Source organism: Bacteroides sp. DH3716P, assembly GCF_025914115.1.
GTDB classification, from domain to species: domain Bacteria; phylum Bacteroidota; class Bacteroidia; order Bacteroidales; family Bacteroidaceae; genus Bacteroides; species Bacteroides ovatus.
In genome coordinates this window covers 2,695,040-2,720,011 of record NZ_CP083673.1, presented here as the reverse complement: position 1 = coordinate 2,720,011, position 24,972 = coordinate 2,695,040, and the positions used below count along the sequence as shown (strand labels likewise).

11 protein-coding genes and 1 pseudogene are annotated in these 24,972 nt (G+C 41.6%); 3 read left to right on the top strand and 9 right to left on the bottom strand.

Going from position 1 to position 24,972, the window contains the following annotated elements:
- The first annotated feature begins 296 nt into the window (after positions 1–296).
- The 3 genes from KQP79_RS10105 (at position 297) to KQP79_RS10095 (ending at position 10,154) form a co-directional block, all read left to right on the top strand.
- The gene (locus KQP79_RS10105) at positions 297–2,834 is read left to right on the top strand and encodes a glycosyl hydrolase 115 family protein (protein WP_061448013.1); all 2,538 of its coding nucleotides are present in this window, start codon (positions 297–299) and stop codon (positions 2,832–2,834) included.
- A gap of 706 nt (positions 2,835–3,540) precedes the next feature.
- Positions 3,541–5,976, top strand: a complete 2,436-nt coding sequence (locus KQP79_RS10100) for a glycosyl hydrolase family 95 catalytic domain-containing protein (protein ID WP_061447971.1) — start codon at positions 3,541–3,543, stop codon at positions 5,974–5,976.
- Positions 5,977–6,134: 158 nt separating this feature from the next.
- A complete protein-coding gene (locus KQP79_RS10095; protein ID WP_138343221.1) occupies positions 6,135–10,154 on the top strand; it encodes a two-component regulator propeller domain-containing protein in 4,020 nt (1,339 codons plus the stop codon).
- A gap of 21 nt (positions 10,155–10,175) precedes the next feature.
- Here the strand turns inward: KQP79_RS10095 and KQP79_RS10090 are convergent, their stop codons facing one another.
- The 9 genes and pseudogenes from KQP79_RS10090 to KQP79_RS10050 form a co-directional block, all read right to left on the bottom strand.
- Positions 10,176–11,564: a glycoside hydrolase family 43 protein gene (locus tag KQP79_RS10090; RefSeq protein WP_061447969.1), complete on the bottom strand. Its 1,389-nt coding sequence runs from the start codon at positions 11,562–11,564 to the stop codon at positions 10,176–10,178.
- Positions 11,565–11,571: 7 nt separating this feature from the next.
- Positions 11,572–13,488 (bottom strand): sialate O-acetylesterase, encoded by a 1,917-nt coding sequence (locus KQP79_RS10085; RefSeq protein ID WP_049701723.1) that lies wholly within the window; start codon positions 13,486–13,488, stop codon positions 11,572–11,574.
- A 33-nt stretch (positions 13,489–13,521) separates the two neighbouring features.
- Positions 13,522–14,673: pseudogene (locus tag KQP79_RS10080) on the bottom strand (glycoside hydrolase family 5 protein); the annotation flags it as partial.
- Positions 14,652–14,834 (bottom strand): hypothetical protein, encoded by a 183-nt coding sequence (locus KQP79_RS26015; protein ID WP_004305120.1) that lies wholly within the window; start codon positions 14,832–14,834, stop codon positions 14,652–14,654. The pseudogene KQP79_RS10080 and the gene KQP79_RS26015, both read right to left, overlap by 22 nt.
- 127 nt (positions 14,835–14,961) lie before the next feature.
- Positions 14,962–17,160, bottom strand: a complete 2,199-nt coding sequence (locus tag KQP79_RS10070) for an endo-1,4-beta-xylanase (protein WP_004324537.1) — start codon at positions 17,158–17,160, stop codon at positions 14,962–14,964.
- 19 nt (positions 17,161–17,179) lie between these two features.
- Complete coding sequence (locus KQP79_RS10065; RefSeq protein ID WP_008024360.1) at positions 17,180–18,238, bottom strand: DUF5627 domain-containing protein; 1,059 nt, start codon at positions 18,236–18,238, stop codon at positions 17,180–17,182.
- Between the two features lie 26 nt (positions 18,239–18,264).
- Positions 18,265–20,052, bottom strand: a complete 1,788-nt coding sequence (locus KQP79_RS10060; RefSeq protein WP_008024359.1) for a RagB/SusD family nutrient uptake outer membrane protein — start codon at positions 20,050–20,052, stop codon at positions 18,265–18,267.
- A 33-nt stretch (positions 20,053–20,085) separates the two neighbouring features.
- Positions 20,086–22,920, bottom strand: a complete 2,835-nt coding sequence (locus tag KQP79_RS10055) for a SusC/RagA family TonB-linked outer membrane protein (protein WP_049701721.1) — start codon at positions 22,918–22,920, stop codon at positions 20,086–20,088.
- A 42-nt stretch (positions 22,921–22,962) separates the two neighbouring features.
- Complete coding sequence (locus KQP79_RS10050) at positions 22,963–24,963, bottom strand: RagB/SusD family nutrient uptake outer membrane protein (RefSeq protein WP_004324534.1); 2,001 nt, start codon at positions 24,961–24,963, stop codon at positions 22,963–22,965.
- Positions 24,964–24,972 lie beyond the last annotated feature (9 nt).

Below are 24,972 nucleotides of genomic sequence, written 5' to 3'. Positions count from 1 at the left end.
AAAAAGTAAATTGGTATCAACAGTATAAATAATTGAAACATACCCAAAGCCCGTTCTTATCAATACCAACTATCTTTGCATCGTGTCACAGTACAGACAAAAATAAACCATTTTTGGAATTTAAGACACAAAGAAGATAATTTCATTAAATATAGTATTTATGAAGAAGGATATTTGCATCATTTTGAGCCTGCTGTTATATACTTTTCAATTACCAATTATCTACAAAGTAGAATATCCGGTTACAGTGAAACGTAAGATCAATGATTAACAACAAATTATTAAATATTGAAACCATGAAAAGATTATTTCTATTCTTCTACCTCTCTGTTGTGAGTATAGCAGCATTTGCCGCTGAACAATTCGTAGTATTCACACCGACCGATAATCATTTTCCGTTGATATCCCAAGGAGTTCCTTGTCCGATATATGTAGATTCTTCCGAAGACAAAGGAGTGATGATAGCTGTCGGCAATCTTCAACAAGATATACTGCAAGTATGCGGAACGAAGCCTGTGCTCTTAACAAACGTAAGTTCGAAACACTGTGTCATTGTAGGTACCTATAGTACTCCTTTTGTAAAAAAACTGATAGCTGCAAACAAAATAGATAAAAAAGAGCTGGAAGGGAAAAACGAGAAATATATCCTGCAAGTTGTCACTAATCCCTGTGAAGGAGTAGATGAAGCAGTGGTTATCATCGGCAGCGACAGACGCGGTACGATCTATGGTATCTATGAACTGTCTGAACAAATGGGGGTATCTCCTTGGTATTGGTGGGCAGACGTCCCTATCCGAAAGCAACAGAATGTATATGTAAAGCCGGGACAGTATACAGACGGAGAACCTGCGGTGACCTACCGCGGTATCTTCCTGAATGATGAAGCGCCCTGTCTGACCGGTTGGGTAAAACAAACCTACGGCACAAACTACGGTGACCACCGTTTTTATACACAAGTTTACGAACTGATATTACGCCTGAAAGGTAATTTTCTTTGGCCTGCCATGTGGAGCTGGGCTTTCTATGCAGACGACCCGGAGAATAGTAAGACTGCTGATGAAATGGGAATCATCATCGGTACATCCCACCACGAACCAATGGCACGCAACCATCAGGAGTGGTCACGCAAGCGCAAAGAATATGGTGCATGGGATTATACAACTAACAAAAAAGTGATCGATCAGTTTTTCCGTGAAGGTATCGAACGGATGCAGGGCACAGAAGATATCGTAACCATCGGTATGCGCGGAGACGGTGACGCAGCCATGAGCGAAAACACCAACGTGAAACTGCTGGAAGACATAGTAAAGAACCAACGCAGAATCATTGAAAAGGTGACTAAACGACCTGCCAAAGCAACCCCGCAAGTCTGGGCACTATACAAAGAAGTACTGGATTACTATGATAAAGGTATGCGTGTACCCGATGACGTTATCATGCTATTGTGTGATGACAACTGGGGAAATGTATGCCGCCTGCCAAATGCCAAGGAACGTAAGCATCCGGGCGGTTGGGGCATGTATTACCATGTAGACTACGTAGGTGCTCCGAGAAACTCCAAATGGCTGAACGTAACCCCTATACAAAATATGTGGGAGCAACTTCAACTCACATACGATTACGGAGTAGAAAAGCTGTGGATACTGAATGTAGGCGATTTGAAACCAATGGAATATCCGATCACGCTCTTCATGGATATGGCATGGAATCCCAAGCAATTCAACGTCTCCAACTTGCTGGATCATCCCCGTCGTTTCTGCGCACAGCAGTTTGGCGAAGATCAAGCGGATGAAGCTATGCGAATCTTAAACCTGTACAGCAAATATAACGGTCGCGTAACGGGAGAAATGCTCGACCGGAATACTTATAACCTGGAGACCGGCGAATGGAAACAAGTATCTGATGAATATCTGAAACTGGAAGCGGAAGCTTTGAGACAATACATATCATTGAAACCAGAATATAAAGATGCCTACAAGCAATTAATCCTCTTCCCTGTTCAAGCCATGGCAAACCTGTACGAGATGTATTATGCACAAGCCATGAACCATAAATTGTACAAAGAAAACAATCCGCAAGCTAACGAATGGGCAGATAAAGTGGAACAGGCTTTTGCACGGGATAAAGCGTTGAGTGACGATTATAACAACGTTATGTCCGGCGGCAAATGGAAGAACATGATGATTCAGAAACATATCGGTTATACCTCATGGAATGATAATTTCCCCGCTGATACACTACCACAAACCTACCGAATCGAAAATCCGGAAAAGGCTGTCGGTGAATACGTATTCACCGGACAAGACGGATATATAGCCATAGAAGCCGAACACTATTACAGCACTAAAGCAGCACCAAGTACGGAATGGACAGTGATCCCCTATATGGGGCGTACCCTCAGCGGCATGGCTCTGATGCCTTATACCCAACCGACCAACGGAGCTTCTATCTCCTACAAAATAAAGTTGCCCAAAGGAGTCGACAAAGTGACTGTTCACGTGATAGTGAAATCGACTCTTGCTTTCCACGACCGGAAAGGACATGAGTACAGTATCGGATTCGAAGGAGCGAAGGAACAGACTATCAATTTCAATCATAACTTAAATGAGCTTCCTGAAAATGTATACAGCATATACTATCCGACAGTTGCAAGACGTATCGTCGAGAAAAAGGTCAAACTGAATGTGCCGAATACATCAGACGGCATGCAGACACTAATTTTCAAACCTCTTGATCCGGGCATCGTGCTGGAAAAGTTGGTTGTAGACTACGGAGGCTATAAGAAATCTTATCTGTTTATGAATGAATCGAAAAGCAAGAGAGATAATAGATAAAAAGATCAATGTAGAGACAAGTCAATTACTACACACTGATTGTATTTACATATAAATTTTGCAGTTCTTATTGTCAGCCGTCATTCCTATTCATTAGACGAATGATTTCCAGCACATTAGACGCTGACAATAAGCCCTGACAATAGGCTGACAATAACATTTTATAAGTTTTATTGTCAGCCTATTATTTTATGATTTTGCTCTCCCATATCTCCTATCCAGCTTTACTTACTTTTCAAGAAAAGCCTCCATTAAACATCCGTCATACAACCGGCATACTTATATCATTCAATAACTATTGTTCGATCAGGATACCGGTATACTTAATTCTTCACGGCCGTGGTAGCTTCTTCCCACAGCCGTGACGAGTTCCTACCACGGCCGTGGGAAGATCTTGTCACGGCCGTGGGGAATTAATGATACCGGTACTTTCATAGAACAATACCGGTATCCCAACGCAACTATACCAGCTTCCCTTCTTATACCTCCCTACTTAATCAGCTTGCAAATAAGCTATATGACAAGAGGGCAAGGCTGATAATAAATCAAAAAGAAACCAGCAGTTATTATTTTACCCTGTGGAACATACACCATATATATTAGTAACATAAATATGGAAAGAAGTTACTTTCAAGGTAGATTTCAGAAACAGTTTATTGCCTTTTGTATTGGGAAATGAGCTACCTTTGCTACAAATCCATACAATATGAACAGAAACACTTTTTTTGTATTATTCCTATTAATAAGCAACCTTGTTTCAGGACAGGACCTGAAACTGTGGTATAGTCAACCTGCACAAAATTGGTCGGAAGCTCTCCCTATTGGCAACTCCCGTCTTGGAGCCATGGTATATGGCGGAATCGAACGCGAAGAATTACAACTCAACGAAGAAACATTTTGGGCAGGTTCTCCATACAATAATAATAACCCGAATGCCATACATGTGCTACCGGTTGTACGCAAACTGATTTTTGAAGGAAGAAACAAGGAAGCGCAAAGACTCATTGACGCCAACTTCTTAACCCAGCAACACGGAATGAGCTATCTGACATTAGGTAGTCTTTACCTGGAATTTCCGGAACACCAAAACGCATCCGGCTTTTACCGCGATCTGAATCTGGAGAATGCAACGACAACTACCCGTTATCAAGTGGATGACGTCACTTATACCCGCACCACTTTTGCTTCATTTACTGATAATGTCATTATTATGCATATCAAAGCAAGTAAAGCAAACGCACTGAACTTTACTATTGCATATAACTTCCCTCTAGTACATAAGGTGAATGTTCAGAATGATAAGCTGACCGTCACCTGTCAAGGGAAAGAGCAGGAAGGTTTGAAAGCCGCACTACGGGCAGAATGTCAAATCCAGGTAAAAACGAATGGCACTCTCCGCCCGGCAGGAAATACGCTCCAAATAAATGAAGGAACAGAAGCAACCCTTTATATATCGGCAGCAACCAACTACGTAAACTACCAGGATGTCAGCGCCAATGAATCCCACCGGACCAGCGAATATCTGAAAAGAGCAATGCAAATACCTTACGAAAAAGCTCTCAAAAGCCATATCGCTTATTATAAAAAACAATTTGACCGTGTACGCCTTACATTACCGGCAGGCAAAGCTTCCCAACTGGAGACTCCCAAACGAATTGAAAACTTCGGAAATGGGGAAGACATGGCAATGGCAGCTCTACTTTTCCATTATGGACGTTATCTGCTGATTTCTTCTTCGCAACCGGGTGGGCAACCGGCTAATCTGCAAGGTATATGGAACAACAGTACTCATGCACCTTGGGATAGTAAATACACCATCAACATTAATACAGAAATGAACTATTGGCCGGCAGAAGTCACTAATTTAAGTGAAACACATAGTCCGTTATTCTCTATGTTGAAAGATTTATCCGTCACAGGAGCAGAAACAGCCCGAACCATGTATGATTGTCGGGGATGGGTGGCACATCATAACACTGACTTATGGAGAATCTGTGGTGTAGTCGATTTTGCAGCAGCCGGCATGTGGCCTAGCGGCGGCGCATGGTTAGCTCAACATATCTGGCAACATTACCTCTTTACAGGAAATAAAGAGTTCCTGAAAGAGTATTATCCCATCCTGAAAGGAACAGCGCAGTTCTACATGGATTTCTTGGTAGAACATCCAGTGTATAAATGGTTGGTAGTGTCGCCTTCTGTGTCGCCGGAACACGGTCCCATCACGGCCGGTTGCACCATGGATAACCAGATTGCCTTTGATGCACTGCATAATACCTTATTGGCTTCATACATCGCAGGTGAAGCCCCCTCTTTCCAAGACTCCCTCAAACAAACACTAGAGAAGTTGCCACCTATGCAAATAGGAAAACATAACCAACTACAAGAATGGCTTGAAGATATTGACAATCCCAAGGACGAGCACCGTCATATTTCACATTTGTACGGGCTATATCCGAGTAATCAAATTTCTCCATACTCAAATCCCGAGTTATTCCAGGCAGCAAGAAACACATTGCTTCAACGCGGTGATAAAGCTACCGGTTGGAGTATCGGCTGGAAAGTCAATTTCTGGGCACGTATGCTGGATGGAAACCATGCCTTCCAAATCATTAAAAATATGATTCAACTATTGCCCAACGATAACTTGGCTAAAGAATATCCGAACGGGCGTACCTATCCCAATATGCTGGATGCCCATCCGCCTTTCCAGATTGACGGTAATTTCGGTTATACAGCCGGAGTAGCGGAAATGTTGCTCCAAAGTCATGACGGTGCCGTACATTTATTGCCGGCATTGCCTGATGCATGGGAAGAAGGAAGTGTGAAGGGGCTGGTGGCACGTGGAAACTTTACTGTCGATATGGACTGGAAAAACAATGTGTTAAATAAAGCGATCATCCGGTCGAATATAGGCGGTACGCTCCGCATCCGGTCTTATGTTCCCCTGAAAGGGAAAGGCTTAAAACAAGTAAACGGGAAAGAGTGCTCAAATAGATTATTCGCCACCACTCCTATCAAGCAACCTCTTGTAGCCAAAGGAGTAAGTGCGCAGTCTCCCAAACTGCAGAAGGTTTACGAATATGACATCGAAACAAAAGCCGGTAAAAGCTATATTGTAAATACAATGAAAGGAAAACAATAATACATAAGAAGAGGTTAATCTTTTCTCATGTTACATTTTTCACAAACGATGTTACAACATCTGATTGTACTCCCGGAGCCTAATGAAAATATTCATCTTTTATTAGGTTATATTTAGGTTTTTATTTTTCTTTGTACAACAAACAACGATCTATAACTATGAAAAATGTATTCACTTTTCTATTATTATTGTTTTCTTTGTTATGCAACGGGCAATCTCCTAAGTTATTCACTACTGACAAAGAGCTCTCCAGTAGTCTGATTAATCAAATATATCAAGACCGGAACGGTTTCATTTGGATTGCAACAGAAGATGGTCTGAACCGTTATGACGGTGCTAAATTTACCATATACAAACATGAGCCCAATAATGAACATTCGTTAGCCCACAATTTTGTTCGTACTGTTTTTGAGGACAGCAAAGGTCATTTGTTTATCGGTACATATATGGGAATTCAAATGTATGATCCGGCCACAGACAATTTTACCCCACTTGCAATAAGGGAAGACAATGGAGAAATATTTGAAAGCAATATTGTTTCCTTTATCGAAAGGAGAAATGGAGAAATATGGGTATCCGGAAATATGTTGTGCAGGTTGAATATCAAAGATTACCTGTTGACTGTTCAAAAAATTGATATCCCCATGACATCAACAGGATTTATGATTGAAGACAAGAAACAGAATGTCTGGATAGCAAAAGGCGAAGAAGGAGTATATCGTCTTGATTCTAATAACCAACTTACTTTGTATTTATCTAAAGACAACGGATATGTCAAAAGTATATGTGAAGATTCACGTGGGAATATTTATGTAGGAAGTATGAGAAAAGGACTATTCGTCTATAACAAAAGACAAGACTCCTTTATACCTATTGATTTTAAAGAAAAGAGAGAACTTCCTATCTGTTTCCTCTATTCCGGACCGCAAAATGAATTATATATCGGAACTGACGGTAAAGGTATGAGTGTCTACAATAACCAAACTCATGAAATCTCCGAATACAATTTTGACAACAACTATTTTGATTCAAAAAATTCAAAAATACATTCTATCCTAAAAGACAATTCCGGTAACTTATGGTTGGCTGCTTATCAGAAAGGAGTCATGCAGATACCTGCCCGAACAAACAGTTTCAAGTATATAGGACATAAATCCATGGATAAAAACATAATCGGTTCCAGTTGTATAACCTCATTCTGCAAAGACAACAACGGTATGTTATGGGTTGGAACAGACAATGACGGAATTTATGCCCTGACAGAAAAGTTAGAACCGGCTAAACATTTCTCGCATACTAATCACCCTAATTCTGTGCCTTCAACAGTTATAAAACTATATGAAGATTCCGAGTACAACATTTGGGTCGGCTCCTTTATCAACGGTATGGGAAAGCTGAACAAACAGACAGGATTATGCGATTACCAGTACAAACTGGTAGATAAGAACAACAACTATATACAACGTGTATATGATTTCGCAGAAGATAAAAACAAGCGACTTTGGATTGCGACAATGGGATTCGGTTTGTTCTACTATGACCTGAAAACGAAAGAATTTACATCCGTACAATCTCAGACATCTCTAATCAACGAATGGATAGGTTGCCTCCACTATTCCGATGATAATAAGCTGTATGTCGGAACTTATGACGGCGTCAACTGTATAGACCTTGACAGTCCTGATTTTCAAAGTCATAAGATACTCTCACAAAATGTTATTTATTCAATCTTTGAAGATGCCGACGGAGTTGTCTGGTTGGGCAGTTCCGAAGGATTATCCGGTTGGAATAAAAAAACGAAAGAACTAACCACTTATACTACTGCAGACGGATTGCCCAGTAATACAATATATGCCATACAAGGAGATGGAAAAGATTTTCTTTGGATAAGCACCAATGCCGGAATTTCCCAATTCCAAAAGAAAAACAACAAATTTATCAATTATTATGTCAGCGACGGATTACAGGGAAATGAGTTCTACAAGAATGCCTCCTTCAAAGATAAACAAGGTATTATCTGGTTTGGCGGAATGAATGGTATCACCTATTTCAATCCGCAAGACATTATCAATCCGGCAAAAACGTGGAATATCCGGATTACCGACTTTTTCCTGCATAACAATCCGGTTAGAAAAGGAATGAAATCCGGTATTCACAATATTATCAACTGCCCTGTATTCAACGCAAAAGAGTTTTATCTATCCCATAAAGACAATGTGTTCAGTATCGAGTTTGCCACTCTGGAATTAAATGCCCCCGAACACATCAACTACCTTTATTCTATCAACGATGAAAAATGGATTAGTTTGCCCAAAGGTGTAAACCGTATCTCATTCAGCAATCTGAAACCCGGTACCTATAACTTTAAAATCAGAGCAAAAGACAACACTGTGTATTCAAATATAAAAGAAATTACCATCTTTATATCTCCTGCATGGTATGCTTCATGGTGGGCCAAAGTTATCTACTCCTTATTATTACTGACCATTATATTTATCATTATTCTTCAGATCAGACATCGGTACAGAATGCATCAGGAAATGCTGCAACATATCCATGCCGAACAAATCAATGAAGCAAAATTGCAGTTCTTTATCAACATCTCTCATGAGATACGCACTCCGATGTCTCTAATCATCAGCCCTCTACAGAAACTGATTAAGAATGAGGAGAACAATGAACGCTTGAAAATATATCATATTATCTACAGAAATGCGGAACGTATTCTGAATCTTGTCAATCAACTAATGGATATTCGGAAAATTGATAAAGGACAAATGTTCTTGATGTTCCGGGAAACCAACATCATTCCTTTTATTGAGGATTTATGTACAACTTTCGGTCAACAGGCAAATACAAAGAATATCCGGCTACAACTTCACAGTACGCTCCGGGAACTGAATGTATGGGTAGACACAGGTAATTTTGATAAGATTATCCTGAATATTCTGTCTAATGCCTTCAAGTTTACTCCTGAAAAAGGAAACATAGATATTACCATCCGTACGGGAGAAGATAATACACTGCCCGATCCCTTGAAACAATATGCCGAAATAATTATCGCGGATACCGGAACAGGCATCGATGAACAGGAAAAAGAACATATCTTCGAACGTTTCTATCAGATCCGTAACAGCCAACAGAATCCGAAAGGCGGAACAGGAATAGGATTACATCTGACTCGTTCATTAGTGGAATTACATCATGGAATTATCTATGTAGAAAATAATAAAGAACAACCGGGTTGCCGTTTTATTATCCGATTACCGTTGGGTAACAAGCATCTACGACCTGAAGAAGTTGACAACAATAAGCAAAAGGTAACAGTAGCCGTACCAACTGTTCCTGTCATCTCTCCCATTATAGAAAATGAGGAAGAAAAGAAAGTCAGGGTAAAAACTAAATATCACGTATTAATTGTAGAAGATGACGAAGAAATCCGAAATTATATAGCGAAGGAGTTCGGGGACAAATTTCATATCATGGAAAGCCGTAATGGTAAAGAAGCATTAGAGCAAATATTTAAAAAGACTCCGGATTTAGTCATTAGTGACATCATGATGCCCGAAATGGACGGACTCACCTTATGCCGGAAGATCAAGCAGAATGTAAACCTCAACCATATCCCAGTCATTTTGCTTACCGCGAAAACGAGGGAAGAAGACAACCTTGAAGGTCTGAATACAGGAGCCGACGCCTATATCATGAAGCCATTCAATATCGAAATTCTGCAAAAGACGGTAGAAAATCTAATTAATACACGGCAGCAGTTACGCAAAGTATTTACAGGCCAGCAAAATCTGGAGAACAAGGTTCAGAAACTGGAAGTGAAATCACCCGATGAGAAATTGATGGAACGTATTATGAAAGTGATCAATGAAAACATCGGTAACCCTAACTTGACAATAGAGACAATCACCACCGAGGTAGGTATCAGCCGCGTACATCTTCACAGGAAACTCAAAGAGCTCACCAACCAGACAACCCGTGACTTTATACGTAATATACGTTTAAAAGAAGCCGCTCGTTTATTGTCCGAAAAACAGCATACCATATCCGAGATAGCCATGTTAACAGGATTCACTGATCCTAATAATTTCTCGACAACATTCAAAGAATTGTATGGAATGCCGCCTTCAATGTATATGAAAGAGCAGTTGAGTAAAAAAGAAGAGTAACCCAACTGCTCTCTAGCATGTTTATCTGTTAAACTTGTACCAATCAAAGTTAAACAGTTTGCAGCCTTTGCGTCCTTTGAATACAAAATAAATATCTTGTATTCCTGTGACCGGTTTTACAATATCAGTCTGCAATGTTTTCCAGCATTCCCAACCTCCCGTTGAAGGAATAGTCAGTTCCGCAATTAATGGTCCGCTTATACTGTCTGTACGTACTTCAAGTGTTCCGCCACGAAGGGCACTGGCAACGGTAGCAGTGAACCGTTTGGGGGATTTATTGCCGAAATCCACTTCACGTACCTTTATATAATCTCCATTATGAATTTCAGATATATATATACCGGTTTTCACATTTGGTTCGGACTTCACACCTTCAGAAAAAGCGATTGTTTCAGCTTCCACCCTTTCGTAAGGATTGAGCGTACCTACCGGTGACACCCCTTCCCGGGTAGCATTAATAATCGGGAAAGTGCCGTCAGCGTTATACTTAAATTGCTCCACCGCCGCACTTCGCCCGAAGCCTCCACCACCCGGCAGCTTACCCGTATGATAGAAGAAATAAGAATTGCCTTTATAGTCTATCACTCCACAATGGTTAGTAAACGAGCCCGTATCTTGTAAAGGCATGATTTCTCCCATATACTTCCACGGGCCAAGAGGTCCGTCACTCATGGAATAGGCAATATGTTCGGGTACACCTCCGGCAGCATAAAGAAGATAGTATTTTCCTTCCCGTTTATGAAGCCATGGACCTTCTGTATAAGTATCTTTATACTTAACACCTTTGACACGCTTTTCCGGATTGGGTGCACCAAAGCTCTCAACAGTTTGTTCCAGTTTGCCCACTTCACCTTTCAAGGAAATCATGTCGTCATTCAGTTCTGCATAATAGATATTCGGATTTCCCCAATACAGATAAGCACGACCGTCATCATCAATGAAGACCGTAGGATCAATATAGTCCCAGCTCCCGTCATGAAGCGGTTTGCCGATGGCATCTTTAAAAGGACCGACAGGCGAATCGCCTACCGCCACACCGATTGCCATCGTATTGGAAAGTTTGGAATGCAGGCAGACATACCAATAAAACTTACCATTACGTTCGATGCACTGTGCTGCCCAGGCACGGTCGTCCGCCCAGTCGAATGATTCGATGGCAAGAGGAGAGCCGTGATCGGTCCAGTTCACCATATCTTTGGTAGAATATACACGCCATTCCTGCATCCAGAAAAAATCCGCTTTGTCTTCATCGTGTCCCGTATACACATACAAGGTGCCGTCGTGCACCATAGGGGCCGGGTCTGTAGTAAAGCAAGTTTGCACAATCGGGTTTTGTGCCGACAGTCCTCCTTCGGTCATAACCGAAACGAGCAACAATGTGGCTGCAATAAATGTAGATTTCATTTTCATGCTATTTTCAGTGTTTAAATAAATGTGGTACAAATTCTTTCAGGCAACGTCTCCACGTGAGCCATTCATGCGCTGTGCCTTGCGATTCATAATAATCAACCTCGATACCCAGTTTCCGGAGTGAATCCACCATCTTCTTTGTTCCCATTTGTTCCTCCGTGCCACAGCCGAGAAAGAAATAATTCACTTTCTTATTGAATTTGTCCGCATCCGCAAACACTCCGTTAAAACAAGTCTTCATATCCAGACCAAAAATCGCCCCGCTGAAACTTCCGATATAAGAAAACTTATCGAGATGAGGCAGAACCGTATTGAAAGTCTGATGTCCTCCCCACGAGAGTCCTGCCATAGCACGGTGTTCGCGGTCGGTTTTCGTACGGAATGTCCGGTCTATCATAGGAATCAGGTCTTTCAGAATAACGTCATAAAAGGTGGCGCCATACAAAGCCCGCTCCTCGTTCACATCTTTTCCCGGACGCGGCCGGAACGGAGCTTCCACATCACCGCTATCCATCACCACGAGCATCGGCACACACTGACCGGATGCAATCAAGTTGTCCATAATATGATTCATCTTTCCCTGCGTACTCCAGCCGGTTTCATCTTCACCCATGCCATGTTGCAGATACAATACCGGATAGCGCTTCTTCGGATGAGTTTCATACTCTGCCGGCGTATATACCATACACCGACGGAACTCTTTCTGCATTTCGGAGTAATACGTACAGGAACGAACTTGCCCGTGAGGTACTTGTTGAGGACGATAATAATCCCCCTCTTCACCTTCAGGGATTTCGATACCACTTGCCACACGGCAACAACCGAAGAACGTGTAGCTGGAAGGATCTGTTACCGACACTCCGTCTGCTATCAAGAAATAATAATGGAATCCTACAGGCAGAGGGTTGGTCGTTGCCGTCCAGAGTCCTCCGGCATCTTTCCACATATCATACTTCTTTCCGCAACAATCCACTTGTAGCTTGGTAGCCTGCGGAGCATAGAAACGAAAATGAGCACGCCCCTCTTTATCCACCCGGGGATAGTCATATCCCGGAATATTAGTGGATGCCGGTTCGGTAGTAATCCCGGAGTTTGGTTCCTTCTCCAACAAAAGGAGTCGTTTCTCGGCATACCGCACTCCCAATTTCCTGTATCCTTCTGCCGTGAAATGCAAATTATCTTCTGCGGCAGAACAGCCCGAAGAAGGAATCACGTACGCAGTCGGAATCGCTTGCGGTAGCGTATTGATTATCTCATTCATGCTTGCACATCTGCCATTCTGGTCGGCATGTACCACTTCTCCTGCCAGTAAGGGAACATCCTTTGCCTGAAGATTCAAATCCCTCAACAGATTCTCATAGACTCTCTTTACTTTTTGAGGCCACTCTTTATCACCGGTATTAGACTCGCCTTGATGCAAGAGGATACCTTTAATCACACCGGCTTTCTGTGCTTCTACAGCCAATTCCTTTAGTCTACGGTAAGGATTATTACCATACGCTTTCGCGGTATTTTTCAGCCATTCCGGTTGAGAGGCAATATGTTCTTCGCAATTCTCCTCATCAAACAGTTCAATCCTACAACCACCTACAGCTACATTGATGACACCTACCTTAATATTATCAGGCAGCCTTTCCACTAATGTACGTCCGAAATAATCGGCCGGTGTTAACCCTGTATGGCAACGTACCAACGGTGGAACAGCTTTATACCATTGTCCTTTGACGCGTCCCAAAGACGGACAATCAACAGCCGCCATCATCAGAAAGCGTTCATTGACATTGCATGTATCCTGGGCCTCAATCTTTGCATTTCCTTCCATATTGGATTGTCCCAGACAAAGGTAAATATGGAAATTAGGGTCTTGTGCAAAGGCAAATATGCCTGCACATAACAAACAACTTAATAATATAATCTTCTTCATCTTGTAACAAAACTGATATTATTATTCATCCATTTCGGCATACTCTTTAAACCAGTGATAAATAGCCCACGGGCACGCTTCTGGATCATTCAAAAAAGTATAGTTTCCCGGTTCACCCGCTACATCCTTAAAAGCAGCCAATTCATGAGACTTTGTAGTAAAGAACAGCCAGGAAACGTTGCCGGATTGATCGGCTATGTATTTGAAATTAGCTCCAAAACCTTCGCCTTTCGCCACTCCCGTAATACTTTTCCCCCATGTTGCATCATATTTCTTCGGTGCCCAGTCTATCTCAGTCACCATGACAGGAGCAAAACTAGCTACCGGACCTACTTGCTTGTCCCAACCACGTTGGAAAGGTTCATATCCCCCTCCTGTAGAGGAGCCATTTCCTTCACCACTGTCCTGTTCGGCATCACTTCCATACCAGCCCGGATAACAGTGTACGGCAAAACCAATATTTCCTCCTTCGATACGATGGTCTTTATAGCCACTATACTGAGATTGCCAGCCCAATCCGGGTACCCAAATGATATTGTTACAAGCATTTCCACGTATTTTATCAACAATCGCCTGAAAATACTTTTGCATATTGATGAAGCAAGCATCACCGTCACCACCATATTTACCGTCTGTACCTTTTATATGAACGGGTTCATTAGCCAACTCGAACATAATCCCGGGATTATTCTTCACAACAGCATTCTGCGATACAATGTCCCATACTTTCAGCAGAAACTCCTGATAAGAATCTCCCAACTCTATACCTAGATACCTGTTATCTTCAGTATCACCTGCATGTGGACAAACTCCCGGCGGGCGCATCACCACATACATCCCTTTAGAAATAAAATATTCCGCCATTGGGACAAATAACTCTTTCAGGTACTTCTTGAAACGTGTTTCCGAGAAACGTTCATGTCCTTCATAACGCACATAAGGCAACGTAGTATCATCACTCCAATAAGGATCCATGTGCAGACGTACAAAGTTAAATTTCCATCCGGCAGCCAGTATTTTATCCACCATACTTTTGTTATAGCTAAGACAACTGCTTACATCATAATTACTCCATGCGTTGTTATTAAAATAAGGACTATAAGTCTGCGTAAATCCATGCAAGTTGACAATTTTCCCTTGTTCATTTTTCAGATAACGTCCCTCTACATGTAAAGGAACAACCAGCTTCGGAGAATCAGGATCATCATCCGATTCATCACCGCCGGTATCATCACCGGGTGTTGTTTCTTCTGTTTTTTTTCGTTTTCCTCTTGCGGAATTTCATCCTTGCCACAAGCAGAAAACAACAGACAAGACAAAGTTAATATACCTATTATTCTTTTCATAATTTCATCAATCTATTTAATTACATCTATTTAAAATAATAGCGGAGCTCTATCGAGAGACTCCGCTATCCGGACGAGCGTGCCTAATCTAAATCAGCATAAACTACATGATAGTTTTCTATCTCATTTATTTACTGGCAGTACCATTTCTCAAACCTTCAAGGAAACCGACATAGACAGGTTTGCGGTTGTAATTCAAATCCCACAGACCAATTGGCTGGCCTTTTCTCCAGAAGGAGTTTTCAGAAGGGCTGTCTGTCGGGCTCCAATGAGTGATGCCATATTGCTGTGCCACCGGAATAATCTCAAAATATTTCTCAATAATGAACTGATAGAAATCAGACATATTCTGCTGCATTTCGTCTGTCAGATTCTCTGTCAGTATCGTTTCACCAGCTGCATCGACAATACCCATATCCAATTCTGTGATCTTTATGAGCTTACCGGTAGAAGCTAACAGGGTAAACATATTGATAATGGCGTTTTCCTTACTAGCCTGAGTAGCAGGATTCATATAGTAAGACACATGCATTTGAGTACCGATACCGTCCACCTTTGTTTCCCCGTCAGACTCCCAACGTTCGATCCAATGTATCAAGCTCTTTAACTTCTTATTCTGATCCCAGTCGGATTCCAGATTATAGTCGTTAATAAAAAGCTTCAACTCATCAGGGTTACCACCGGACTCCGCAAAATACTTACGCGCAAACTTAATCGGAATACGGGCGTAATCATCACCCAAATAATCCTGCCAATAGAAGTTTTCACCGGAAACACCATTATCATCTGTTTGAGAAGCTGACTGAAGATCGTAATAGCCATCCCCATCCGAATCTTTTCCGGAAATAGGTTCATTCACGACATCCCATGCCTTAACATAACCACCGCAAGATTCCAACATACCTTTAATCCAACGTTCCAGTTCGTTCGTGAGGATTTCTTCTTTCTCTTCAGGAGTCAGAGGAATCGTATTACCCGACTTCTGCCAATATATAGACAAATCATCAATATAGATGGTACCGGCATACTTCCCATAATTAAAAAGAATACGAGTAGCCGCATCTCCCGTGCAGTTGGTAAATACAGTAACCTCTTCCCATTCTGTTGTAATTGGTATGGAAGGGAAGTCACCACGCCCGGCAAATCCGTCCGGTTTTTGAAAGACCGCTCCAATACTACCTGCTACACTGCCTTTAATCTTCATCTTTAAGAAATAGGTAGTCCCTTCTGTCAAAGGAGCTGAAAAATCATAGCCAGCCTGTGCCTCCCAAGAATTTACTTCCGACGGATTTGTCATTTGATGTACTCCGTCAATCACCTGCCGAGTCGAGTTATTTCCCCAACCCATCATAGCTGTTCCGCTTGAAAAGTCATCCTCTAATATATATACATTAGTTAACACGGATCCACTTTCCTGGACCTCCTCTATCCCATAAGCAAAATCAATCCAACTCGCTTTACTCCATCGGGACAGATCTTTGCTTTCTTCGAAAGTAGAGTTCATAATCAAATTTCTATCAGAGCCCGAGGCAGTCAATGTTAAATCATCAAAATACAAATCACCGCCAAACAAACCGAAACAGAACCGTAACCTATCGATATCAGCAGAAGGCGTAAACGTGAATGTGTTAGTTGACCATTGCTCACCCGCTGAAAAGGTCCCTGCACCATATTGAGTGTCAGTCCCATCTTTCTTCCCCGGCCAGAACGGAAAGGTTATAGCCGAAGAAGCCTTCATCCGCACACTTATAGTATATTCTTGATTTGCTATTAATGCTTCATCCAAATCATAATACAATTCCCAATCCCATACATTCGCTTGAGGTTTCGAGGTTTTTATATGAAGTGCGATTTCTGAACTACCAGGAACCGGTTCCGGTTCTTTATCCGCAATCAGCCCATTCAAATAAGCATTTTGCTGCTGTGAATGCCAACAGAGCGTATGCCCATAAATACTAATTCCTGTTTCTTTTGCAGTTTTCACAAACTTCTTGACTGTGCCGAAATCCATATTTCCTTTGGCATCTACACAGGAGCTATATTTCATGGCATTACCAGCCGTCACGTCGTCATAGTTGTTGACAGTCAAAGTATAAACCAAATCTTGCTTCAAGAAATCACTCACCGTGACCCCCGTTCCCAACTTGAAGTCGGGATGGGAGATACGGTCAATATATGTTTTCAAATCACCATATTCGTTCAAGTACTCATACTTTTTCAGACTCTCCGGTTTCTCTGTCTTGTAGTCCGCAAAAAGCGCATCTGCACAAGATACAGTTATTCCGGCAACCATAGCAAGCAGTAAAATTCTATTATAGTATTTCATATTCTTCTAGATTTAACGATTAATTCTTCACATAGATCGGCGTAAAATCTTCTCTTGCCACGCCACGACTATGCGCAACCAGTGTATCTTCTGTTTCAAGCTTTAATCCATTACTGAAATCCACAGTATACTTCAAATAAATGGCATCACGGTCTTTATTACCCCAACTATTCTTCTCACCGTCTTGAACAAACTTACCAGTACCAGTAGCCGTAACGCCGTCCAACCCGGAAACCACACATTCATCGCCATTAAAAACCAGCAGCAACTTATAACTGATATTACGCGGATTGTCTGTTGTCCCTAAATTGGTAGTAACTGTAAGAATGGTTTCAGTCAAAGATTTTGTTACAGTCTGACATATTTCATCATCTTCTACATACTCGTTATGGCGATCATTCTCGGTAGTTGTCCCGTTTTCTGTCACTTTGTCCACGCCATGACGCAGATACTTACCAGTCCATTTATTGATGTATTTCACACAATAAAGTACATAATCCTGTGGTTGCACCAACCACACTGACGAATTACATCTGACGGCTTCTGCCCCTTCGGACAAAGTACCATTCAAAATACGGTCAGCATTAGTCACACCTGTCATTACCAAAGGTATAACATAGGTAGCGGTCAATGCTTCGGGATCAGCAAAAAAAGCATCAGTAAATGAGACTTCCACACCATCCATCAATACATTCTTCAGAGTGATCTTATCATCAGATAATGTATAGTAGTTGGAAGGCATAGCTTTTACCGGCACATTTTCAGATGCAGAAGTATACGAATAATAAAGGTTATCACATAATGTATTGTCTACTTCAATATCTATCGTGATATCCTTCTTATTAGCATAAACACCGCCCATAGTAGCATTAATCTTACATTTATGAGCATTGTCCAGCGTCGTATCATACTCATCTTCACCCATAACCAACGTTCTCACCGGATACTGGGTTGCAAAATAGACTGAAGTGCCGCCCTCATAATCAGGAAATTCATTATCTTGATTTTCACAGGATGTCATCGTCCATGAAACAAAGACTCCAACTGACATGGCAAATATTAATTTAATTAATTTCATATGCTTCATTATTTATTATTTTACAATTATTTCCAACCGACATTCTGTTCCAGATTGCTCCACTTCATTACTTCAGCAAAAGGTATTGGCCCGTAAATCATATACTCCTCATACTTTCTTTTCTCTACCGTAAGCGGAGAGTAGTTCATTACAGAACCATTCTTGCTTATTTCCACCCCAAGAGCAGTTTCATTCAGTTTGGTCAAATCAACATTCCAGCGACGTAAATCCCAAAAACGGAAATTCTCAAAACAAAGTTCGATACGGCGTTCATTACGGATTAGTTCACGCATCTTGTCTTTATTATCCTTTATGCTCTCCAAATAAGCATCTCCATTATCGATACCTAAACCGGCACGCGTACGAATGGCTTTGATTACATCATAAGCACTAAAAAGATGTCCATGATTATTCTGTGGTCCCCAAGCCTCATTAGCCGCCTCCGCATAAATCAGAAACATCTCTGTATAACGGATACGTGCGGTATAATGCTTCTTCTTTGTATTATACTGTGAATTAGGGTTACACTCTTTACGCAATAGTTTCCGCAAGTAATAACCTGTACGAGTAGACCTTCCGCTTTCCTTATTCACAACGTCTGTATTCGTTCCGTAAGTTCCTGTAATAATTTCCGTATCACTAGGACCTTGCTTGCTACCATTGTAAACGATGTATTTTGCCAAACGCGGATCACGGTTATCATACGGGTTTTCTGCATCGTAATTGCCTGATGTTTCAGAAATAGGGTAACCGTTCGCCATAGGAAAGGCATCCACCAAATTCTGGGTAGGATTGACACGACCGTTTCCGTAAAGTGATGGAGGGAAGTTAGCTGTTTCCAATGTATTATTATCATCTGTACTACTACGCCAAATAACCTCGGCGGGACTGCCGCCCGTTCCATAATCTTTATCCGCAAGTGTATACCACTCCAATCCATCTGCATCCAGCCCGCAGCCGCCGCCACCGTTAGCTTTCTCTATAATTTCAGCAGCATAATCGGCAGCTTGTTCCCAAGTCATTCCCGACCCGCTTTGGAATGCCGGACTGGCAGCTAACAGAGCCGTTTGTGCACGGACTGCCAATGCAATCCGTCCGCTCATCAACCCTCTATATTCTTCACCACAAACACGCCGATAATCACTCGCATTCGTCACACCGATGTTTTTATATTTTTCCGGTATCTCACTATCTGCAAATTTCTTATAATCGAGCGGCAATAATTCGATAGCCTTATCAGCATCTTCCATTATTTGCTTCACGCAATCGGAATAAGTGGCACGAGCATGATTAAAATCCGCATCCGGTCCTTCCGATTTCAAAATAATAGGTACTCCCATCAATGTGCCGTCCGCAATCTTGCCACCATGTGCACGTAACAAATAATACATATGCAGTGCACGCAACCCATAAGCCTCTCCTTTCAAACGATCAAGAAACATGGTAGAGATACGTTCATCTTTTGCCCATTCTACCTTATCTACATTCTCCAAAAAAAGATTGATATACTGGATAGCATTGAAACGATTCTGCCACTGGGAAACCGGATTATTATTGGCAGTCCAGGAACCTGTAGCCATTCGCAGATAGTTACTGGAAATCTCATTAGTCACAGCATCATCCGTAGCCAAGTCACTTGTAGGTGAAGTTTCGTAAGGAAGTATAATATAAGCGTTCGCAAGTATACCCTGCGCATAGCTCGGTTCTTTATACATAGCCTCAAGATCTCTGTTGTTCTCTAGTGCCGGTTCAAACAAATCGTCACAAGCAGTCAGCAGAGGTAAGAAAGCCAATAATTTGAATATATTTTTCATAATTTCGTTCTTTAATTATTGAAATAATCTGTATTAGAAAGTTGCAGTCACACCTAAATTATAGAAGCGGCATTGCGGGCTGGAGCCAACATTCAATTCCAGCGCCTTGCGTTCCTTGGATATTGTGAGCAAATCAGAACCGCTGATATATGCGGATACTCCATGAACAAAACTATTCTTAAACCACTTGGAAGGCAGGTCATACGTGACCTGTATTTTTGCCAAACGGAAAGCATCCGTCTTATACATCCAGAAGTCGGAAGAATAAAAGTTATTAGTTCCACTTTCTGTAGTCAGACGCGGATAAGTAGCTGTTGCTGCCGTTTCCGGAGTCCAACGCCCCCGGACTACTGCCGAGTATTTATCTTCACCGGATATCCAATAATAAGACTCGTTGTTTTTCATGGCATGTCCGCCAAACTCACCTGTACCCAATACAAAGAAAGTTAATCCTTTCCATTTAGCAGTCAAGTTTATACCCAACGCCAAGGGAGCTCCATACCAACCTCCACGAGCCAGATAAACCTGATCTTTATCATCAATTATACCGTCATTATTCTGATCTACATACTTCAAATCACCCGGTCTTATTGTACCGCCAAGACGCTGTTCTGGAGAATCGATGATGTCCTGCTCATCCTTGAAGAATCCGATGCACTGTAATCCCCAAATACCGTCAACAGCATATCCTTTACGGTATTGGTATTTATCCTGATACAATTCATCCCGCTTGGTAGCTTTCGTTGTATAGTAAGTTCCGGTAACGCCCGCTGTAAAATCAACCTTGCCGAAACGTTTGTTGTAGTTTACGTTGAAATCAAATCCCATGCGACGGTCATTATCGTAGTTGATGTACGGACGAAACGAAGCAGTCGGATAATAAGTGAAGAAATACTCCGGATACTGAGTAGTAGAAGTCACGATTTTACCTTCGATTGAATTAACAAAGAAAGATGCATCCGCTGTTATCATCCGGTTCCATAAAGAAGTTTTCAGATTAACTGAAAGCTCTTTACGCTTGATAAAGCTCAAGTCTTCATTCGCCCCTTGTTTGGAGTTAGTAGAGTGTAGGGATACACTCTCGCGCCATCCCCACCATGCACCGTCCGACTGGTTGTAATAACCATCATACATATAATAGTTGTCAATTCCCAAATCCGTATTCAAGATACTACCGGACACACTCAACATCAGTTCGTCCACTACCGGAGAATTTTCCAGAAAGCTCTCGTTTGATAATTTCCAGCCCAATGTCAAAGAAGGTGAGAAAGCATTACGATGTCCCGGAGCCAACTTTGCAGAATGTATAACAGCCCCACCAAAATCGGCATAATATTTATTGCGGAAGTTATATCCCAACTGCATGCCCAAATTTACATTGCTTGTCTTATGATATTCTCCTGAATAACTTTGTTGATAACCAGAGGCTATTAACATGGCAGCCAAATGATGATCATCATTAAAAGTGTTTTCGTAATCGAACTGGCCGGAGAATAAAACAGTCTGGTTATCCGAACTGCCGCTGATATTCTGCACACCGGACTTCTTGTCCTCATTGTATTTTGTCAAACCGACAATAATATCTTTCCCGCCATTATTAGACCAGGTAGGCGCATATGTGGCATAGCTGTTATTATAAGAAGTAATATAAGCAGTAGAGTAATCTACAGAAAACCGAGTATGAAAAGAGAGTCCTTTCAACACCTTGTCCAAACCAATGTTCACTCCCGCATCAAACTGGAACGAACGATCTGTTGCTTTGCTATAACCTGAAGCATAATAATCGCCAAATACATTTGTCATATCAGATTGTGTTCCTGCCAAAAAGTATTTTCCATCAACTATATTATTGCTATTCGCCACCAAATCCCATGCACTGGCTGCATTTGCATCAATATAACTCAACGGAATCAACGGAGAAATACGATTGGGACGCAATGTAGATGCCGCACTCCAATAATAAGACCCATTGGCACTACGACGTGAATAGAAAGATACTTTAGCATTCACATAAGCTGTAATAAAGTCATTCAATGTCAAATCTACGTTACCGCGAATATTTAAACCATTGGTCCCATTATGCTTCGCTTCACCGATTTTGAAAACGTCATTGGAACGAAGATAATTTATATTCGTATAAAAATGGGCACGATGATTGCCACCCGAAATTTCGGCTGTAACATCCGAACGATTATATGCCTTCTTGATATAGTCCGACGAATACATATTCACATTAGCATAACGATAAGGATTCTCACCGGATCCATAATGGTAAATATCCTCCGCACTATAGAGAGCACCGAGCCCGTCATTGGCACGTGCTTCATTATAAAGAGTCATGTATTCGGCCGAACCTAAATATTCGGGGTAACTCTTTGCGACATAAAACCCTGTATTGGCGCGTACATCTACTTGAAGATCCGTACTCTTACCTCTTTTAGTTGTAATCATAATTACTCCTTTAGCCGCACGACTTCCATAGAGCACCACAGCTTGCGCACCTTTCAAAAAGGTTATTTGGCTGATTTCCGTAGGAGAAATATAATCAATATTGCGAGGTACCCCGTCCACCAATATCAGCTTTTCATCCATTCCCCACAATGAGTTACCATTATAACCACCGACATATCCCTGCATATCGGTCAAGCTCCATGTATTGTAATTTTTCTTCGTCAATTCCTCTACATTTACTACTGAGGCACCTCCTAATAAATTGTTCTGAGAAACCTTTCGGAAAGCCACCTGCACCAACGAATCGTTTTGCAGCGAACTTGCATTATCCCCTGCCAACTCTTGTGCACCGGCAGAAATAACAACCGGAAAAACAAGCACTGCACTGAGAATGAATCTTCTATATATATGTTTCATTGTTTATTCATTTATAATTATACATTCAGTAACCATAAGGGATTACCATCCCGGATTCTGCGGGAATTCAGCATACAGATACACGTCATTATCCAATAAGGGGAACCAGTAATGCTTCGTTCCAAATACCCGTTTCAAAATAGTCTCCTCACGGAAGTTTCTCACTTCTGCCTCTGCCGGATCATTATTCTTATAAAAGTCTTCATTCTCTACACGTTCGAATTCTTGTGAAGTCTTAATAGTATAGGGCTCTTCGGTCAGCAGCAACCAACGCTGCAAATCGTTAAAGCGGAAACCTTCAAAAGACAACTCGACAGCACGTTCACGACGAACTTCATCCATAAATTTCTGGGAATTGGAAATATATTCCGGACAAAGAGTACCTTTTTCATCACCCGGTTCCCCTCCACCAACAGGGCCTACTCCTGCACGTTTACGCAAAGTATTGATCGCATCTTCAGCCGTTTTACCAAAATTCGTAGATTTACCTGCAGCACCGTCTACTGCCGCACAAGCCTCAGCATACATCAGATAAATATCCGCCAAACGCATGTAAGGTAAATATGTATGCAGGTTACCCGACCAATTATAGAGTCCGTCATATTTATTAGCCTGATGCGGTACTAATTTCTGGATGAAATAGCCGGTACGGCTAGCATTGGCCACGGCTCTCATAGCTCCGCCCGTATACAGAGTGCAATAGCGTAAGAATTCCTTGTCTGCTTCAGGAATAGCTGCATTGACATAATGGAATCCGTCAAACACTATGTCATGATAAAAACGGGCATCACGATTTCTAAATGGAAAATTCTTTCTAAAACCGGATTTTGTTTCATCTTCACTCAATGGCAAACCGTTCTCCATACCATATAAATTCACATAGTTGGCAGTAGGTTGGTGGATGATATTATCATGTTCAACCAAACCATAAATTTTAGGTCCCCACAACTTGGTCATATTCCAGTTACTACCGTTGAAGTCTTCGGACGGACCACGGAAAATAGCTTCTGTAGTACCCGGCATTTTCCAGTTCTGACCAGTAGTATAGAATATTTCAGAATAACTATTAGAAGCAGATGCCGATTTGGTATGATTATAAATATCACTATAATCAAACTGCGCCAATGCATATTGCGTCTGCCCGCTTTCGACAAGTGTCAGTAACTCTCCGAATGCCTCTGCTGCTTTTTTTGCATATTCTGTATTGTAATTGTAAGTATTGCTTCCACCTAGCTGCGCACCATGTTCCATCAGAGGACTGGCAGCCCAAAGATAATTCTTGCCCAGATAGCCTAATGCCATAATCTTGTTGATACGCAAATCATTCTTACCCGCGGTTTGTTTGCCAACAGTTGTGTTATCCCAATTAATAGGAAGCAAATCCGCTGCCATACGGAAATCGACTGCTGCTTTATCTGCACATTCCTGATAACTCAGACGTGGCAAAGACATTTTCTCTGTAGCAGATAAGACTGTATCAATATAAGGCAAGCCACCAAAATATTGCATCATTTCAAAGTGCCACCATGCGCGGAAAAAATAAAGCTGACCGGCAATCAGTTTTTTCTCCTCATCCGTAGCTTCCGTTAACCTTTCTAGATTAGCGATACCGATGTTAGCCTTACGTATACAATACCATGCATGTGGCCACAGTGAATGTTTAAACTTAGCATTGCCGTCACTGTTCGGATGATAAGTAGCCGTAGGATCACTGCCGGTACGATAGAGCCAGCATTGATTATTGGTAGACCATGCACGGAAGTTACCCAAATCGACCTGATGCGTCATGTGGCTGTCACCTTCCGGGTTGAATATTTCATCATCTCCCCAGTTCCAGGAAGTAGTATAATTGTTCTTCTCCTTATCAGGAATACAGTTGTATATTTCCTCGATAAACCCCTGAAAATTCCTAAAGTTCTTAAATGCTTCTTCTTCAGATACAGTAGAGTCAGCTTCCTTGTCTAGATAGTCCTCACAAGATGAAAATCCCAACGAGAAGAGCAATAAGCTACCGCATAAAAGAGTTCTATATATTTTTCTCATAGTACTTTG

What these genes read in the sequence shown, in the direction of transcription:
- KQP79_RS10105 (WP_061448013.1), top strand. Translation starts at nt 297, where the DNA reads ATGAAAAGATTATTTCTATTCTTCTACCTCTCTGTTGTGAGTATAGCA.
- KQP79_RS10100 (WP_061447971.1), top strand. Translation starts at nt 3,541, where the DNA reads ATGAACAGAAACACTTTTTTTGTATTATTCCTATTAATAAGCAACCTT.
- KQP79_RS10095 (WP_138343221.1), top strand. Translation starts at nt 6,135, where the DNA reads ATGAAAAATGTATTCACTTTTCTATTATTATTGTTTTCTTTGTTATGC.
- KQP79_RS10090 (WP_061447969.1), bottom strand. Translation starts at nt 11,564, where the DNA reads ATGAAAATGAAATCTACATTTATTGCAGCCACATTGTTGCTCGTTTCG.
- KQP79_RS10085 (WP_049701723.1), bottom strand. Translation starts at nt 13,488, where the DNA reads ATGAAGAAGATTATATTATTAAGTTGTTTGTTATGTGCAGGCATATTT.
- KQP79_RS26015 (WP_004305120.1), bottom strand. Translation starts at nt 14,834, where the DNA reads ATGAAAAGAATAATAGGTATATTAACTTTGTCTTGTCTGTTGTTTTCT.
- KQP79_RS10070 (WP_004324537.1), bottom strand. Translation starts at nt 17,160, where the DNA reads ATGAAATACTATAATAGAATTTTACTGCTTGCTATGGTTGCCGGAATA.
- KQP79_RS10065 (WP_008024360.1), bottom strand. Translation starts at nt 18,238, where the DNA reads ATGAAATTAATTAAATTAATATTTGCCATGTCAGTTGGAGTCTTTGTT.
- KQP79_RS10060 (WP_008024359.1), bottom strand. Translation starts at nt 20,052, where the DNA reads ATGAAAAATATATTCAAATTATTGGCTTTCTTACCTCTGCTGACTGCT.
- KQP79_RS10055 (WP_049701721.1), bottom strand. Translation starts at nt 22,920, where the DNA reads ATGAAACATATATATAGAAGATTCATTCTCAGTGCAGTGCTTGTTTTT.
- KQP79_RS10050 (WP_004324534.1), bottom strand. Translation starts at nt 24,963, where the DNA reads ATGAGAAAAATATATAGAACTCTTTTATGCGGTAGCTTATTGCTCTTC.